Raw genomic sequence first — 17,010 nt, 5'->3', positions numbered from 1 at the left:
TCCAATCCGATTTGGAACAGCCTGTCAAGAGGTTTTGCCGAAGGTGCTGCGGGCGAAGCATCAGTTTGGACTACACAGGCAGGCCCTCGTGCTCCAAGTATATGGTTAAATGTAGAGAAGCCAATTTTAATGAAAAATTTAGTTCAAATAACTCAATACGTAACACCTTAATGTTTAAAAAATGAGTTTGTTCAGTTTTTTTAAGAAAAATCCGCTAAAGCAAAAGATATTAGCAATTAAAGAAGATATAGAAGTAACTGTATCGAAAGTTTGTGATGAAAAAAGTTGGGTTGATTGGTATGGAGCATATGATATAGATCCTCAATATTTGGTTTTTTGGATTTGTGTAATGTCAGATGATATGAAACAAAAATTAAAATCGGATGCAGAACTTAATGCTATTCTTAAGAATATTCCCAGTAAGCATGGTTATCCAGCTAAAGTGAAAAATATTGATTTTGAATCTCAAGAAACAGTTGACAGAGAATCAAATGGGAATTGGTACCAGCATTTTAAATAGTGCCTTTCTTGACAAACGCATGTTGCGTATGAAAATACATGCATTCTACTTATATAATCCTGACCATGTGCCGGGCTTTGCTATTTAAGTAGGGCTTGCAGCTTATTTTTAGCGAAGAAAGCGTCCATAGTAGCAAATATGAATGCGGTAAAGTACCTGTTGACAGCCGGGTTTTCTGTCTAAACAATTACGGTGCTCAACGGTTGTTTAGGGGTAACCTTTCGTCGTATGTATCGTTACCAGCTTTCTTAAGGCCAAGCATCTGCACAGCACCAATAGCGGCAGCAGCTTTTTACAGGATACAGTTATGCATATAATGAAAGAGGGTGGCTGAAAACCATTAATAATCCCGGAGCAATAACTTCCGGCCAGCTTATTTGCCGAGCAGTTAAACTATAATAACCCGCAGCACGGTGCAACCCCGCAGTTTAACGGCAATATCGCCGAACAAAGCTATAAGGTGTATAATTCCATACATACGGGTAACCAGTATGTTACCTATGCGTATGATAAGCTGAACCGGCTTACCGACGTAACAGCAGCCTTGGTTTTAGTGAAACCGGGATAAGCTATGACCTGAACGGTAATTTTATCCATCTTAACCGCAGCGCGCCAAATACTGCATCCTTAGCTTATTCGTATACCGGTAACCAGTTGCAAACGGTAACCAATTCCGGTGCCGGGTTCCGTAGTTATGGCTATGATGTGAACGGGAACGCTACCAGCGACGGCTTGGGTAATGCCATCACTTACAATATGCTGAACCTGCCTGCAAGCATACCCGGCAAAAGTTTAACGTATACCTATGATGCTACAGGGAGCAAACTCCACAAGTTAAGTAATGGTACCGTTACGGAATATATCAGCGGCATACAATACAATGGCACCAGCATAGACTTTGTACAAACTGAGGAAGGCCGGGCCACTAACTCCGGCGGGACGTACAAGTACGAATATACTTTAACCGACCATCTGGGGAATAACCGGGTAACGTTTGACCAGACCACCGGCAAAGTGGGCGAAGATGATTATTACCCGTTTAGTTTAAACGTACATGCTTTGCAAAACGCGGGAAATAAGTATCTTTACAATAAGAAAGAACTTCAGGAGGAGTTGAACCAGTACGATTACGGCGCAAGGTTCTATGATCCGGTTATTGCCAGGTGGACGAGTGTGGATCCCTTGGCGGAGAAAATGAGAAGTCGCTCATAGTATAATTATGGGTTTGATAATCCAATTAGGTTTACTGATCCTGATGGTATGGCACCATTGGATGACTATTATATTAACCTAGATCATACTATTCAAAAAGTTGTTACTAATGATAAGTCGGATAACTTTTATGTGCAGAGCCTTCCCGGACCTATAAAGGTCTATAATAAAGTGGCTACCTTAGAAAAAAATGATGCAGGACTAGTTCAGTTTCCTGCAAGTGGCAAGGGTTTCAATAGATATGGTGTTGTAGATGCTGGTGGAACATCAATTTCTCCAGCAGAAGTGGCAGGAGCCGGGGATCACTTTTTAAGACCGGCAGCAGCAGCTGGATTATTTGGTGTAATTAATGAAATAAGTTCTAAAGGAATTAGTATTTCGTTTGGAGATATATCGTCATCTAATGGAAGTGATCCATGGCAAGCCGGGGGTGGTCATCATGCCGGGCATGGACATAATGGGACAAGGTCTGGATTAGATGCGGATTTTCGTTACATTAACGATGATGGCAATAGCTTCCAAAGTCAAACAGCTACTTCAGATTCACAGTTTAGTGGTGATAATAATACTGCGGTATATAGTGCAGCAAAATTATTTGGCTTTACCAAAAATTATCAGGGTACAAATGGCACTATTTCCGGTGTAACTAAAGTGGGAGGGCATAATGATCACGGCCACTTAGGTTTTATTCCTGGCAATCAAAAGTTATCTACAATTAGTGTTTCACCAGCTACACCAAATAGTAATCCATTTAATCCACTTTTTTAGTTAAAAATATATGAGAATATATAGATCATTTTATTTATTGTTGTTTTTCTTTCTCTTAGGTTGCGAAAACACAGGACATACATCAAATAAAACGATGCCAAAAGCGTTTATTGATCATAAAAAGGAAGCCGAGTTTAGGGACGAAAAAGCAGCTGATTATGACATGACCTACAGTAAGGGAATCGTTGTTGCAACTGTCGGAGATAAAGTATCGGAGCATTTATTGATTTACAATAAGACCGGAGACGTGTGGAGGGCATTGGCTTTTGAAGGGGATTTAAATAAAAATTTATTAGAAGTACAGCCTTTAGCTAAAGATCCAGATACTTACTTACTTGCATTTAACTGTATTGGAATAACTGATAAATATTATAAAATTATCGTAAATGAAAATAGTAAAGAAGCTAAATATGTTAAGATAGAAGATACCGTGTTTCAATTGCAAACCTGGCAGGAATATATATTAAGTTGTTTCTCATTAGATTTTAATCCTGTAAGTAATCCTATCAGAACAAGCTTTTCAGAGAATGCCAAAATACTTCTCTATGATAAGGACGAATTTTATCACGCTGTGAAATTTCATGGAGATTGGGTTCAAATTAAATGGGGGGACGAAACTAATTGGCATTACGGTTGGGTAAAATGGCGGAGAAATAAAATTTTAATCATAACACTTTTTAATAACGGCTAATGTTTTTCGCCTATTGTAAGTAGGTGTCAGGAAACTGTCTGGGCAAAGTTTAGCAAATACTGTTCGAACCATAGGTGTTATTGGTGCTGGTATAGATGCGGCTAGCTCAATCAATGATGCATATAACAATCCGATTGGCTGAAGCGGTAATTCACAATAGCGATTATCCATCGGTGGAGGATTGTAAACGGGCAATCACCTTGTATTTTGATACCCGCAACGAAGATTTCAAGGCTAACCCGCAAAGGGCAGGGCGAAAAATATAGGGCCAGGAAATTGTCCGCGCCAAGTTCAGTGAAAAAAAGCATTGCCGTAGCAGATGCGCGATACGTGGCGCTACTTAAGTTCCCCTACTGGCGCGAGTATGCAGCGTTGGCGCGCGGGGCGTACTCGTGCCCCTTATGCTTAGTGGACAAATTTCTATAAAGCCTTTGTTTATATATTTAAACCAATAATGAGTACAAAATATAAATTCAGCAATCAGGAGCAATTGTACTTTGTAACTTTGATAAGAGCACAAGTACCAAACACTTTTATCCCGCGCTGCATACTCGCGCCAGATGGGGGATTGAAATTTGGGAGGGTAAAAATTGGATTAAACAATAAAGTGATGAAAATAAAAATTTGGATATTTATGTTCATATTGTTCCTAACATTATGAATATTCTATTTTTGTTATATTTATGGTTGGATGTCTTTTCAAAAAAACTCTAACACTCCGGCACTATATATTAGCAATAATAAAATAGATAACGCTGAATATAATGTCGATAAAGAGATGATAGTTAAAAAATTTGTTGAGTTCCTAAAAGTAAGAGAAGGGTTTTTTAATAATGGTTCTTTATCTAAGTCTGAAACTCAAATTATTATAGACACAATAATTTATAGCCCTGATTTTAAAAAATTAGGGATTTTGGTCATTGTAAAAACGCCTACCTTGCTACAACTTTTGCCAAATAAGAATCAAAAGTGGTTTTATAATTCAACTTTTTATTTGGGAATCAAACAAGATCATGGAATTGAATTGAAAATGGTAGGTCCAACCTTTACAAATGAAAAAAGTTTTGAAATTGCGTCAGAAAACATTCGAGAAGCTTGCTTCAAGCATTTTATTGTCAAGAAGAGTGATATATATAAATTTAATATCGATGATGAGAGGTTTTGACAATCTAAAATCTGGGCATATTATTTTAAATGAGAGGCATTTATGAAATGTGGTTTTAGATAGAAAATAGAACCGCTTCCGTAAGCGTTCCGTTTGTCATTAGTCTAGTTAATATAAACCTGTTGAGACAATTGTATATAGATACTGTACTTTCCCTTACTGGCGCGAGTATGTCGGGCGGGCAAACGGCAAAGGCTACTTGTGCCTACGTTATAAAATGAATCAGAGCCTGGCCATGCGCCGGGCTTTGCTATTTAGTGAGTTACTGTACGTAATACCAAAAAGGTAAAACATCAATAATTATCCCGAAAGTTCCTGTTGAAGCATTAAGTGCAACCCATTTTGCATGGGCTTGCCAGGCTCGGGATTCCCTGATCGAATACCAGCCCTTATATCGAACTTGTTAAGCCTGAACTGTTCGTTATAGATTATATGCTTTCGGCAACCTACGAGGGTAGAACTGGAATAGATTTAGTCAAAAACATTCGAGCAGTCAGAGGTCAAAATTTCGATAAAATCAGAAAGTAAACGATTACCTCAAGTAAATAGCCGAATGCTGCGATACTCATAAAAACCTCACCCTCCACATGGCCCGGCATACTTTTGCGACGACCGTTACCCTTTCAAACGAGGGTGCCTTTAAAAACGGTCTACAAAACCTTAGGCCATTCTTAAGTCGCTACCACACATATCTATGCCCGGGTAGGTGGAGAAGAAACTGAAATGGATATGATGAATTCAATAAAGGCACTGTAGCAAAACGTATAAACTTTTAAAAAACTATTTTTCACAAGCTTTTTAAACCTATTGTTGCATATCCCATATCAGCCAATTGCATAGTCGGTTTAGGTCGTCAATATCACCATAATATACAGCTTAAACTTATTAATCAAATAACGGCACCGTAAACTTGCTATCTCCATCTGTTTCTTCCTGGCGTGTATAAGGGGAAAATGTTTTTACCGTAAGCGTATTATTTTTGACAGAGAATTTATATAATCGCATTAAACCGTTGCCGCCATTTGGCCTGCTTTGATAATCGGATAAAAAAGTTTTTATTACATGGTTATTAACGGTGTCGGCGCGGTAACCTTCACCATTGTCGCCCACGTGCCCGCTTAGCATCATAAACAAGTTAGGGTTATCTTTTAATGCGCCAAAAATAGCCTTGCCTTCAGCGTTAAAAGGAGCTTGTTCCGCATTTGACCCTTTTACCGGATTATAAAATAAAATAGAGTGACTAACTACTATAGCCTTACGCGATGCATATTTTTTAAGTATTTGGTTTGCCCATGAATATAATCCGGCCTGATCTTCGTTATGAGAATCAAACTCTAAAAAAAGCACCATAAAATCGCGCCCACCTGCTGTAAAAAGATCATAATGACTATCGTTATTATCACCATAATGGCCACCATAGTAAGGACGATTCTTAAAGTGCTCTACACCAAAATATTTGTTATAGTTATTTGTAGTGCCTTTTACCGGATACTGAGACGGGAATTGATCATGATTGCCTACAGCAAGTCCGTAAGGAATACTAACCGGGTTTTCCAATCCATAAAGGGCGGTTTTAGCCAGGTACCATTCCGACCGTGCAGTTACCGGATTATCACCATGTTCGGTAATATCTCCCAGATGTGCCACATATGCTATGTTCTCTTTCTGCTGATTTTTCTGTATCCATTCTATCTGCGCCTTAAACATATCAAAATTACCGCCAAGCTGTGCCTGTGCTAAGTAATATTGGGTGTCGGGTAAAACAGCTATTGTAAAATCTCCGTCTTTAACTTTAGCTGCCGGTCCGGCAGTATTAAGCACAGTATCTTTATCAGCCGTAGCTTCAGCAGCAAGTACGGTTTTAATATTTGTAAGGCAAAGGCCGGCGTAAAGGCCAATAGCTAAAATGCCTTTGGTTGAATTTGTATACATTTTTTTTATTAAAATTATTTATTCAGTGATAAGTGTTCTTTATTTTAAAATTTCTTTAGCAAGTGTTCCCTTTCCGTCATTGGGCAATCCTTTTAATCCCAAAATCTGAGTCATAACATCATATACTTCTATGTTTTCAAAAGGGGCAATTTGCATGTGTTGTTTAAAGGCAGGCCCCCATGCATAAAATGTAGCACGGTTATCTTTTACTTCATAAGGGCTAAACCCGTGTGCCCCAACCGGAGGTTTCTCTGTAAATATCTGCGGATACTTTGCCATCAGCATAATATCGCCTATACGGTCATACTTATCATCGGCGGTCTTAAAATGCGTGTTTTCGGGCATATCCCTTTTAAGTACAACTTGGTAACCCGCAGCCTTTTCCGCCTTTAACTTTTCATATAAAGGCATTATATCTGTAGTATTCTTGGCATGTAAACACACATAATTACCTTGTGATACTACTACAAACTTATTTTTATCTATTACCGCCGGAATGGCTAAAGGGTGATCATGATCTATCAATGTCATTCCGTGGTCTGATACAAAAATGAAATTAACTGGTAATCCGGTTTCTTTTACTGCGTCAACCATTTGTCCTACAGCATCATCAACAAAGGCAACCGCCTCCTCAACCTCCGCGGATTCCGGACCAAACTTGTGCCCCGCATGGTCAGCATTGGGGAAATAGCAGGCAATAAAATGCGGGCGCTTATCTTCGGGCATGTTCAGCCAGTTCCTTATTGCATTTACCCTATCCTTTACAAATATCTCTTTCCCTTTATTTGGCTTATAATAATAAGTTGGTCTGATCCCTTTTACAGGTGCTTGGGTATCAATCCAGTAAAAACTGGCAGTTAATAACTGTTGTTTTTCAGCAGTTACCCAAATTGGTTCTTCGCCGAACCATGTACCATCACTTGGCTTAAACTTTTCCTTACGATTAGCATCATAAAAATCATTTCCCACTATGCCAGAGTGTGCCGGATATAACCCGCTTACTAAAGTAAAATGATTGGCATGTGTTGATGCCGGAAAAGAGGGCAGCATAGATTCGGCTTCAACTCCCTGTTTTGCCAAAGCAAGCAAGTTTTTAGCGTGGTATTTATGTGCGTAATCCCACCGAAACCCGTCTGCCGATATTAATATTATATAAGGTTTTTTTAATTGTGCTGCACTATTAGTACGACCGGGAACAATCCGCTGAAGAGTATCCAGTTGCCCAAAGGCATTGTTTATGCAACCCATGCACAACAGCATCAGGCTTGCTATTAAAGTTTGTTTTTTTATCATGATAAATTAGCTGTTTGTAATATTCCTGCATCCATTGCTGGTTTATGGTTACAGGATTATATAAGAGCGGGCGTTATTTATTCGCCCGCTCCTGTATTTTATTAAAATGCATAGCCGGGATTTTGCTCCATACCGGGGTTTAAGTTACGTTCGGGCAGTGGTATCGGAAACAAGAACTTATAAGCCTGAATATCAAAAGCATTTGCCTCTAAATTGGTGTAAATGGTTTTTGCCTTTGCGGCATAGGCCTGCATAATAGATAAGCCATTAGGTGAGCGTTGCAGGTCGTTAAAGCGCTTATTTTCAAAAGCCAGTTCTACACGTCTCTCATGAAATATAATGTCCCGCAGCTGGGATTGACCAGTTACTGTAACATTTGGCAAACCGGCACGATTACGTACCGCATTTAGCGCAGTAAGTGGCGATTTTCCCTGTTCGTTTTGGGCTTCCGCTAATAATAACAGCGCTTCTGAATATCGGTATATAGGCCAGTCTTCGCCTGAGTTTGTTGCCGATGCGTAAGGTCCGTGCACGTATTTCTTTATAAACGGTGTGTACGATTTTCCGGCGGCAGGGGTATAATTTACCGGGCTTTTTATAGCTGATATCGTCATCACCAAACTTGCATCATTAACACCCTCGGCAATACCGATAGAGGCATCCAAACGTTTGTCGCCAGGTTCATACGCAGTCAATAAATCGAAAGATGGTATATTCCATCCCGATCCTGTGGTATTACTTGCCACATTACCGGTAATAAGTACCGTAGTTTTTGTTTTTGGTAAAAACTGAAAAACAAAAGTATTAGGCTGGCTGCCCGCAGCAGTTCCCTCCTGATATTGTACCTCGAAAATAGATTCTTTACCGTTTTTATTAGCGGGCAAAAACGCGTCTGCATAATTAGTATTTAACGCATAACCCATTGCAGGCAATGTATTCAATAACGCCTCCGCTTCCGGATACTTTTTCAGCGTTACATAAACATCAGCCAATAGCATAGTAGCCGAACCTTTGGTAGCTTCTCCGCTTTGCGGAAATTTTGCCGGGGGTAACAGTTCATTTATAGCATCTTTTGCATCAGCTATTATCTGTGCATAAACTTCCTCAACTGTTGAACGGTCTTTGAAAGCATCTTCGGCTTTTGCTACTTCGGTAAGGTATAAAGGCACTCCTCCAAACAAACGTACCAGTTTGTAATAATTTAATGCCCGTAAAAACTTTGCCTGTCCATCTGCCCTTGCTTTTCCGGCATCGGTAGCTTTTTTTGCGTCAGGTATACGGCCAATTACAATGTTAGCACGCGATATACCCGTATAGCAATGATAATATACTGCATTTACATAATCATTATTGGCGTCGTTGTTCCAATCAGATACATTCTCACGGTAAACTGTTGCCGTACCGCGGTTAACCGGGTTAGGTATATAATGGGTATTATCAGAGTGCATTTCTGATGTGTGGTAATCATTTACTAATAAATCCCTAAGTGGCACGTAGGCAGCTGCCACCGCCTGCTCCAGTTGATCATCTGTCTGATAAAAGGTCTCGGGTGCATACGAATCTTCGGGAACCAGATCAATAAAGCTTTTTTTACAGGATGTAGCCGTTAATATTAATATAAACAGCCATATATATTTCTTTTTCATATTTTTCTGCTTAGAAAGTTATTCTTATTTAAATGTTGTAGTAAGACCAATAGAGAAAGTACGTGGGATAGGATACGCGTTTTCATCAACCCCAATGCCGTTAACAGCGTCAGCACCGGATATACCTATCTCCGGATTACCGCCTCCTGTATAACCTGTTATTATAAATGCCTGCTGTACTGAAAAATAAACCCTCATGGTTTTTAAAAGCAGCGCATTATTTAAATTAAAATTGTACCCAAGAGCTATATTTTTAGCAGTTAAATATGATCCGTTCTCTATCCATTGGGTATTTACCGAACGTCCAATTGCTGTGGTACCTGTTTTAGTACGCGGATAAACTCCTGAACCGGGGTTTTCTTCTGAACGCCAATGGTCTAATGCGGCAGCAAGAGGTACCCTTGAGCCATCAAGATTGGTTAAATAGGCCCACTTGGCAGCGGCCAGTATCTGCCCGCCAACCTGCCCGGCCATAGTTACGCTCAGGTCAAAATTTTTGTAGTTAAACGTATTGGTAAGTCCGAAGGTAAAGCTTGGGGTTGGGTCGCCTATGAATGTACGGTCGTTAACGTCATCAATTATTCCGTCGTTATTTAGATCCTTCATTTTTAAGGTACCGATATCCGACGATCCGTTGTCAGACAAACCTGTACTTTTATATTTAGCTGAGTTTGCAAGATCATCTGCATCTTTATACAATCCCAGATTTATAAATCCATAAAATTCTCCTAAATGGTGCCCAACCTGATTACGGTAATAATCGGAAGTAACCGTATTGTTTCTGCGCAGATATCCCGGGTCAACTAATTTATTGATCAGGTTACGTTCAAATGCAATATTAAAATTGGTGTTCCATTTTAATTTGCCTGTAGTATTGATGGTATTAACCGTTATTTCATGCCCCCAGAATTCAAATTGCCCGATATTATACTGAATATTTACAAATCCTGACGCCCGTGGTATAGGACGGGCTTGTATTAACCCATCGGATATTTTATGATAATAATCATAATTAAGACTGATGCGATTATTAAACAACCCTAACTCAAGGCCTATATCAAACTGTTTGTTTTTTTCCCACGCCAATTCCGTGTTACCCAAATTACCAATAGTTTGGCCCTGTATAAGAGTTCCGTTAAGCAGATAATTATATTTGGAAAGTGTTGATATAGCGGTAAAATTGCCAAATGAGTTGTTACCTGTTACCCCATAACTGCCGCGCACTTTAAGCAAACTTATCTGTTTAAAACGTTCCATAAAATTCTCGTCGCTGATGATCCAGCCGGCCGATACCGACGGGAAGTAACCGTATTTGCGATCGGTACCGAACCTTGATGAACCATCCTGACGGATAGCCCCCTGCAATAAGTATTTACCTTTGTAATTATAATTAAGACGACCGATAGCTGATAATAAAGAGTATTGGGTAGTTCCGCTTGTACCCGCCGATATGGTTGAAGCGGCGCTTAGGTACGGAATATCATCACTCGGAAAATCAGTACCGCTGATGGAGTTGCTTACCGACTCGAACTTTTGTATCGAATATCCTGCTAAAGCCTCAATATGGTGATTGGTATAAAGCGTTTTTTCGAAGTTAAGGTAACTTTCCGCCGTGTAGGAAAAATTATCTACCGAAGAGCTTATACCTTTTGATGCTACGGGAGCAGCTTCTGATGTTGATAAAGTAATTGATGGTGAAAACTGGTTACGGGTTTCGGCACCCTTATCAACCCCAACGTTGGTTTTTAAGCTTAAGCCCGGTACAATTTCATAATTAATGTAACCATTACCCAATATCCGCGTGGTGATGTAATCATCTTTAGTTTCCTTAAACAAAGCGAGCGGGTTAACATAAGCAACCATCCCCGTGGAATATGCTCCAACCGCATAGCTGCCATCAGGCTTATAAGGCTCATTAATGGGGCTGGCCTCAAATATACGCTCGTAAAAACCACCTACACCATCGGTATTAATGCGATTGTTATGATCCATACGGTAACTTGGGGCAAGGTTAAATCCTACCTTTAACTGGTTACGTTTACCTATGCTTAAATCCTGATTTATACGTAACGATAAAAGTTTGGTACCCGTGTTGATGAGCACACCATCCTGTGCCTGATACCCTAAAATTACCGACGAAGATGATTTTTCGCGGGCAGATTGTACGCTCAAATTATAATTCTGTATGGGAGCGGTACGGGTTAACAGTTTAAACCAGTTTGTACCCTCTCCGTATTGCGACGGGTTTTGATAAACATCGGGCACTACGGCGTTGTATGGCGGCTCATATAATTTAGCATCGGTAAATTTTTCATTCATATATTCAGCCCACTGTTCGCCGTTCATCATTTTCGGCACAGCGCTTCCCGGAATTTTTTGTAATCCGAAATTACTGCTGAACTCTATCTTGGAATCGCCTGCTTTAGCATGCTTAGTGGTAATAAGTATTACGCCATTTGCAGCCCTTGATCCGTACAGCGAAGTTGCCGATGCATCTTTAAGTACCGTAAACGATTCTATTTCATTAGGGTTAATATTGTTAATGCTACCGGTTATAGGCAACCCGTCAATCACAAACAAGGGCTGATAGTCTGTAGCTAATGAGGCCGCACCTCTTATTCTGAAAGCAATACCACGGCCCGGTTGCCCGCTGCTTAATGATACATCTACTCCCGCAACCTTGCCCTGTAGTTGCTGCCCAAACTGAATTACCGGCATTTCCTGTAAAGGACGGGCATCTACCTGTGCTATAGCGCCTGTTATTTCTCTGCTGCGTTGTTTACCGTAGCTAACATCTACCTGTTTAAGCATACTCCCGCCTACTATTTTTATATTCAGTACTACAGGTTTATTGGCGGTTACGGTAACATCAGGTATATCTACCGTTTTAAAACCTACAAATGATGCCTCAACTGTGTAGGTACCTTCAGGTGCAGTTAAAGTATAGTTACCATCTGCATCGGCAATAGCGCCTATAGTTGTACCTAACAGTTTAATTGTAGCCCCTGGCAGGCTCACACCTGTTTCATCAGTTACCTTACCGGTAACTTTCCCGGTTAATGGCTTGTATAATACAATATTCCCTGCCTCCTCTTTATAATACATGCCGGTACCTTTTAATAAGGCACCCAATACCATATCAATAGTTTCGTCATTAAATTCTGCCGGCTTAACCGCTGCATTATTTAAATTCAGGTAAGTTTCATCATAAGCAAAATATACATTGCTTTTTTTCTCGATCTGTTTCAGTGCTGAACGCAGATCCTCATGTCCAAATTTAATGGTAATGTGCTTTTGCAGATCCTGCGCATTAACATTTGTTGCATGGCCAGTAAGCAGGCCTATAGTTAATAATAAACTAAAAGATAAAATCGTTATCCGCATAAATTGCTTCCATAACTGTGTATAGAAATTCATATTTTTGTATGTGCTTTGTAGTGGTGAATAAATTACTGAGCATCGCAAATGCGGATTGCCGTCCGTTAATTTGCAATAGAGATAGCGGCTCTGATTAATCAGGGCCGTTTTCTTGTTTAATAAAAAACTATATCATCTCCCTCCTTTCTGAAATGCGTATTATGTATTTTACTAATGAGTGTTAAAATTTTATCGGCAGGTAAATTATGTGTTAACCGCAGGCTAAACCGGTATTGAGCCACCTTTGCGTTACCTGCTTTTATGTGCAGGCCATATATATTTTTTACTATTACAGCCAGTTCATTAAAGCCTGCCTGGTTTAAGGTGGTGTAACCATCTTTCCAACTCAGTGCCGCATCCCGGCTTATTGATTTTTGGGCGTATTTATGGTCAGCAACATTATAAGTTAGCTGTTGCAGGGGTAGCAGCATGGCCAGGGTGTTTGCATTTTGTGTAATACCCACTTTACCGGTTATTACGGATACGTCTATTTTTTTAAGATCATGATATGCCCTGATATTGAATGATGTACCTAACACCTGTACATTTAACGCTTTGGTGTGTACGATGAACGGGTGCACCACATTTCTTTTTATATCGAAAAAAGCTTCTCCTTCAATCAATGAAACCTCGCGCAGGTGACCTGTAAAGGCAACCGGAACTTTTAAGCTGCTCGCCGCATTTAACCAAATAACGGAACTATCGGGCAGGGTAACTTCTTTTAAACCTTTGGTATTGGTGGTTATAATATAATAATTATCTGCCTGCCTGGAATTACGTTTTGATGACTTCCACACCCAAAAAGATACACCCGAAGCCAGTAAAATACAGGCGGCTATCCTGAAGAAATTCAGCTTAATTATACGGGCAGGCGTTATACTTTTTTTAACACTACTATGGATGGATGCCTTTATTGTTTGCGCTTCATTATCATCAAGTTCCCTTTCCTTGGTGGAGTAGGATTTGTACCACGCTTCAATTAAGGCGGTTTCTGTTTCGTTGGAGTGCCCTTTTATGTAACGCTCTAAAATTTTCCTGAATTTATTAATATCCATTAGCAGTGTATTCAGTAATTAGTCGCTGAAAACACGCGCAGGTACTTTTAATTAAGATGATGTTTGTGTTAATTATTTGTGAAGCATAGCAACTATCAATGCTATGTAGGTAAGATGCTTTTCGGGATATTTTTCGGCAATTGTAATACGTAAACGACGGGAAACTTCTGTAATATAATTTTTTACGGTTTGGTCCGCCAGGCCCAACTCTACTGCTATTGCTTTTACCGAGTGGTTTTCGCTGCGTAACTGGTAAACCTTTTTTAACATATCTGGCATGCCATCAACCGTTAGTTGTAAGGTTTTTTCAAGTTCCAGGTAGTCGGTAAGTGATCCTATTGAGTCTTCGAGTAAATTTATCCGTTCCAAGGCATCATCTAACTGCACTACCGTTACTTTTTTTGACCGGTAATGACTTATAACACTTAAACGAACCGCACTATGTAAATAATTTTCGAGTGGGCCGTCAATATTTAACGAAGCCCTGCGTTGCCATAATTTTATAAATATTTCCTGCACAATATCCTGCGCGGTATCGTTATCATCCAATCTGGCACATGCCGATTTAAATAACTGCTGCCAGTAACGGTCAAATAAAATATCAAAGGCATCATGATCATCATGCCGTATTTGTGTCAACAATTCCTTATCCGTTAAGCTTTCCATCACTATGGCGCAAAGCTATTTATTCCAATGTTAAGTCAGTTTTAAATTAATAAGAAGCTAATTATATAGAAACTCATAAAATACCCGTTGTCTAAAATAAATTGGTTATATCCGCCCATTACAACTAAATAGCAAAGTAGGGCTACAACTTATGTGTGTCTGCGATTAATAAGATTTGACTTCACAATTTAAATATTTGGGTATCAATATTATAATACCCTACAAAATTTCCATTTTAATAGTTGCCGGCACAAAAATGAATGTTTATAAACGCTATTCCATTAGCTGGAATGCCTTTGGAGAATGTGCCTGCTGTTGTCCACGTTTTTTGTTTGATATTATAAGTAATGTCCTGATGAATAACATTTTTTCTCCAAACGTTTTAAATAAGCCATACTTTCGTTAGAGAATAAATAAGGCTTTCCGGGATCTTTAGCCGAAGCTTTATTGTACAGGTAAAAAAAATCGAACGGATTATCTGATTGATTTACCATCTGCTGTTTGTATCCGTTTTTTACAATGATTTGCGCCATATAAAAGCCGGGCATATGGCCGGTAGTCCGTTTGAGCAGGTTACGATAGTAGCGCTCGGTCTGCAAACTGTCATTACCGCCAGCCAGCACCTGTAGGCAGGAATCCAGGCTTTTAATAGCAGCCGGTGCAGGGTCGATAAGCCATTCTTTTATATCTTCTACTTTCTCCCACGTTTTATCGATCATATCAGCAATCCCCTCGTTAGGTATATTGCTTACAGCCCAAAGAATGCCCAGGTCTTTTTTATCCTGATGCTTGTAAATATTTTTTTCTGTTCTCAACCGATGGTGTAATTCATGTGCCTCGAGCGTTCCCTGTTTAGTTTTGGCGTTATCAATTACCGATAGTAAGCTAAAAAACAAACCATTGGAATAAGATACCGCATCATTAGAAAGGCAGTTGTAATACAGCTTTAAGTTTTTGACATGGTGCTGGTCTTTTTTTGGCAAATATTCATAGACGTACCGGTATGCCTGGTTAAAATAGGTCGGCCCTTCTATGGTGTCCAGCAGATACTGCTTCAATTGCTGCTCTTCATCTTTATATCGCTTGGCTAAGATGCAATACCAATCATTAGCCTTTAGTCGGGCTTTTAAAAGAGAATCGTTAGCAGGCATATAAACAATTTCAATGGCTTTACGGTACCGGGCCAGCCTGGCCGAATCAAACTCGGAATGGGCATAAGTTTTATTTCCCTCTATATTAATAAAGTTATTCCATTGTTTATCCGTTAGCGGTTTATTTTGTTTAAGTTGGGCAGTAAGCGCCCAATACTTTTTTACGGCCTTTATATTAATAGTTTGGGCTTTGGTGTTAAAGGATATAAACAACACGGCAACTGCAAATAGAAGTAATTGGATTTTCATAACGTGATTTTTAATTAGTTATTGATGTTTAAGCCATTCAAGCGCGGCAATAATTTTTTTATCTTTTGTCAGGTCATCAAAATTATCGCCGCCAATGATCTCTGCATCAGGCTTTATGTAGTCCGGATAGATCCTTCCGTTGCGATCGGCCTCTACGGACGTTGCGATGAAGATGCCAATCTGATTGGTAAACTGAATAGATTCGTTAGCGGTTGTATAACCACCGGAGTTTTCACCAATAAACCAAGTGTTTGGCCGGCCTTTGAAGGATATGGCCAGGGCTTCGCCTGAACTGCGGGTGTACGGCCCTATAAGCACCACTACTTTCATACTGGATAAATCTTTACCACGGCTTTTAACGGAGTATGTTGTGTCTGCACCATCGTAAACTTTATTATTTTCGATCCCCCAGGCTTCGTCAGGCTGTGGTTCCGGAAAGGCAAAAGCGCCCAATTTACCCGGTCCGAATAAGGCGGCTAACCCGCCAATCATAGGCCACATTGATCCCCCTGGGTTTAAGCGCAGATCAATAATAACTCCCTTGAACCCATGGCCATTAAACAAGGCCAATGAGTCCCTGATCTGCTGCCCTATCTTCTCCAAATCGCCGGGATGTGTTGGATTATTATTCGGTAGTAACAGGTAACCATACTTTTTCTCTATCACCTTTGGCGTCAAATGATATCCTTCCCGGTATTTTTTAAGCAGTCCCTGATGCAGGTTTCGGTCCAGGGGGGCATCTCCATGGTGCCAGCCGTATGATGTATTGCCATACGTTATAAAACCATGATGATCTCCCAATAACCGGAAAAGTAGCTGAATTGCTGGTATCGCTTCTTTAATGCTGGTAGCATTACTGGCTTTTTTTTGTACGCTGTCTGTTACACTTATCCAGTTAACCTGCCCGCGGTAAAACGAGCGGTCTTTAGCAAATTGCAAAACAGTGTCTACCAGGCGGTGTACACTATCTGTTTTAGAAATAACGATTTGTGCTTGCGCAGGTTTAAAGGCAAGGAAACATAAAATGATTAAAAGTGCGGTTGAGTTTTTCATACTATTGCTGTGAATAATGATGCTACAAACCTATGTCGTTACCCCAGAGATTGCTATTTTATGATATGAACAGGCTGAAATATTATTCCAAACCGTTAAACGGGGAATTTGGCAACAAAAATTACATTTACAGGTGTTGGAATAGCCAAAACCCTATTTGATATAATAAAACCCATAAATTTATTCCACATA

Annotated in this window: 14 protein-coding genes; 6 read left to right on the top strand and 8 right to left on the bottom strand. The window is 39.8% G+C overall.

Annotation, left to right across the window (positions count from 1 at the left end; genetic code table 11):
* Nucleotides 1-181: 181 nt before the first annotated feature.
* From I5M19_RS04100 to I5M19_RS04075, 6 genes are all read left to right on the top strand, one after another.
* Complete coding sequence (locus I5M19_RS04100; RefSeq protein WP_200064303.1) at nucleotides 182-520, top strand: hypothetical protein; 339 nt, start codon at nucleotides 182-184, stop codon at nucleotides 518-520.
* A gap of 654 nt (nucleotides 521-1,174) precedes the next feature.
* Nucleotides 1,175-1,732 carry an RHS repeat-associated core domain-containing protein gene (locus I5M19_RS04095; RefSeq protein WP_200064301.1) on the top strand — a complete coding sequence of 186 codons (558 nt, stop codon included), beginning with the start codon at nucleotides 1,175-1,177 and terminating at the stop codon, nucleotides 1,730-1,732.
* Nucleotides 1,733-1,780: 48 nt separating this feature from the next.
* Entirely contained in the window at nucleotides 1,781-2,500 is a 720-nt protein-coding gene (locus I5M19_RS04090; RefSeq protein ID WP_200064299.1) for a hypothetical protein, read from the top strand.
* A 10-nt stretch (nucleotides 2,501-2,510) separates the two neighbouring features.
* On the top strand, nucleotides 2,511-3,191 hold the full coding sequence (locus tag I5M19_RS04085; RefSeq protein WP_200064297.1) for a hypothetical protein: 681 nt from the start codon (nucleotides 2,511-2,513) through the stop codon (nucleotides 3,189-3,191).
* A 113-nt stretch (nucleotides 3,192-3,304) separates the two neighbouring features.
* The gene (locus I5M19_RS04080; RefSeq protein ID WP_200064295.1) at nucleotides 3,305-3,457 is read left to right on the top strand and encodes a hypothetical protein; all 153 of its coding nucleotides are present in this window, start codon (nucleotides 3,305-3,307) and stop codon (nucleotides 3,455-3,457) included.
* Nucleotides 3,458-3,882: 425 nt separating this feature from the next.
* On the top strand, nucleotides 3,883-4,356 hold the full coding sequence (locus I5M19_RS04075; RefSeq protein WP_200064293.1) for a hypothetical protein: 474 nt from the start codon (nucleotides 3,883-3,885) through the stop codon (nucleotides 4,354-4,356).
* An 885-nt stretch (nucleotides 4,357-5,241) separates the two neighbouring features.
* Here I5M19_RS04075 and I5M19_RS04070 read toward each other — a convergent pair.
* The 8 genes from I5M19_RS04070 to I5M19_RS04035 form a co-directional block, all read right to left on the bottom strand.
* Entirely contained in the window at nucleotides 5,242-6,288 is a 1,047-nt protein-coding gene (locus tag I5M19_RS04070) for a metallophosphoesterase (RefSeq protein WP_200064291.1), read from the bottom strand.
* A 39-nt stretch (nucleotides 6,289-6,327) separates the two neighbouring features.
* On the bottom strand, nucleotides 6,328-7,581 hold the full coding sequence (locus I5M19_RS04065; protein WP_200064289.1) for an alkaline phosphatase family protein: 1,254 nt from the start codon (nucleotides 7,579-7,581) through the stop codon (nucleotides 6,328-6,330).
* A gap of 101 nt (nucleotides 7,582-7,682) precedes the next feature.
* A complete protein-coding gene (locus I5M19_RS04060) occupies nucleotides 7,683-9,227 on the bottom strand; it encodes a RagB/SusD family nutrient uptake outer membrane protein (protein WP_200064287.1) in 1,545 nt (514 codons plus the stop codon).
* Nucleotides 9,228-9,251: 24 nt separating this feature from the next.
* The gene (locus I5M19_RS04055) at nucleotides 9,252-12,644 is read right to left on the bottom strand and encodes a SusC/RagA family TonB-linked outer membrane protein (protein WP_200064285.1); all 3,393 of its coding nucleotides are present in this window, start codon (nucleotides 12,642-12,644) and stop codon (nucleotides 9,252-9,254) included.
* Nucleotides 12,645-12,760: 116 nt separating this feature from the next.
* Nucleotides 12,761-13,699 carry a FecR family protein gene (locus I5M19_RS04050; protein WP_200064283.1) on the bottom strand — a complete coding sequence of 313 codons (939 nt, stop codon included), beginning with the start codon at nucleotides 13,697-13,699 and terminating at the stop codon, nucleotides 12,761-12,763.
* A gap of 72 nt (nucleotides 13,700-13,771) precedes the next feature.
* Nucleotides 13,772-14,365 (bottom strand): RNA polymerase sigma factor, encoded by a 594-nt coding sequence (locus I5M19_RS04045; protein ID WP_200064281.1) that lies wholly within the window; start codon nucleotides 14,363-14,365, stop codon nucleotides 13,772-13,774.
* 338 nt (nucleotides 14,366-14,703) lie between these two features.
* Entirely contained in the window at nucleotides 14,704-15,765 is a 1,062-nt protein-coding gene (locus I5M19_RS04040; protein ID WP_200064279.1) for a DUF5700 domain-containing putative Zn-dependent protease, read from the bottom strand.
* Between the two features lie 18 nt (nucleotides 15,766-15,783).
* Nucleotides 15,784-16,818 (bottom strand): S41 family peptidase, encoded by a 1,035-nt coding sequence (locus I5M19_RS04035; protein WP_200064277.1) that lies wholly within the window; start codon nucleotides 16,816-16,818, stop codon nucleotides 15,784-15,786.
* Nucleotides 16,819-17,010 lie beyond the last annotated feature (192 nt).

It is taken from the genome of Mucilaginibacter segetis (genome assembly GCF_016522075.1).
In the GTDB taxonomy this organism is placed as follows: Bacteria; Bacteroidota; Bacteroidia; order Sphingobacteriales; family Sphingobacteriaceae; genus Mucilaginibacter; species Mucilaginibacter segetis.
The sequence above is the reverse complement of the archived record's forward strand: the minus strand, read 5'-3'. Positions and strand labels throughout refer to the sequence as shown.